At 68.3% G+C, this 786-nt stretch carries 1 protein-coding gene and 1 pseudogene; both read left to right on the top strand.

Features of this window, described 5'->3' with window-relative positions:
* A partial coding sequence (locus JCM19049_RS16220; RefSeq protein ID WP_279403436.1) for an adenine phosphoribosyltransferase occupies positions 1 to 307 on the top strand: 307 nt, incomplete at its 5' end.
* A 93-nt stretch (positions 308 to 400) separates the two neighbouring features.
* Positions 401 to 786: pseudogene (locus JCM19049_RS16215) on the top strand (AAA family ATPase); the annotation flags it as partial.

The following is a 786-nucleotide window of genomic DNA, read 5'->3' as shown; positions in this document are numbered from 1 at the left end:
TACCGGCACCGGCATGCTCACCATCCGCAAGGCCGGCAAGCTGCCCCGGCCCACCTACCGCGACGACTACACCCTGGAGTACGGGTCGGGGTCCCTTGAGATCCACCGCGACGAAGTCCGCCCCGGCACCCGCGTGCTGATCCTGGACGATGTGCTGGCCACCGGCGGCACCGTGGGCTCCGCGGCCCGGCTGATCGAACGCACCGGTGCGACGGTGGCCGGGATCGGCGTGGTGCTGGAACTGGACGAGCTGAAGGGCCGCCAGCAGCTGAGCGGATACAACGTGCACAGCCTGCAGCTGGTCTGATTCGCGCGCCCGAATCCGCCGCCGGTGAACGTGTCGCCGGTTGCGTCACATCATTGCCCGTTGCCGGGGTGCGACGGCGTAGAATGGTCTGTCTTGATTTTGCAGTGTGAGGGGAGCACCAGTGCCGGGACGATCGACAAGGATCTGATCGACGAATCGCAGTACGTGGCACGGCTGTATGCGCGGCTCGATGAGCTGCGGGCGGAGAAGATCGAACAGCTGGAGCGCACCCGGGCCACCGGGGCGGTGGGCAGCTTCCAGAACCAGTCCGAACGCGACTCCTTCGCCACCCTCTACGAGGACCGGATCGCCCAGCTGGAGGCCGTGGAGGACCGGCTGGTCTTTGGCCGGCTGGACATGGACGGGCGGATCGCCGCGGACCCCGAATCGGCCGGCAGCCCGCGCTACATCGGACGCATCGGCATCACCGACGAGGACCTGAACCGGCTGATGGTGGACTGGCGGGCCGCGGAGGCCGC

The sequence above is a fragment of the Arthrobacter sp. JCM 19049 genome (assembly GCF_001310435.1).
Note: the sequence above shows the minus strand (reverse complement) of the source record. Positions and strands in the feature narration are given on the sequence as shown.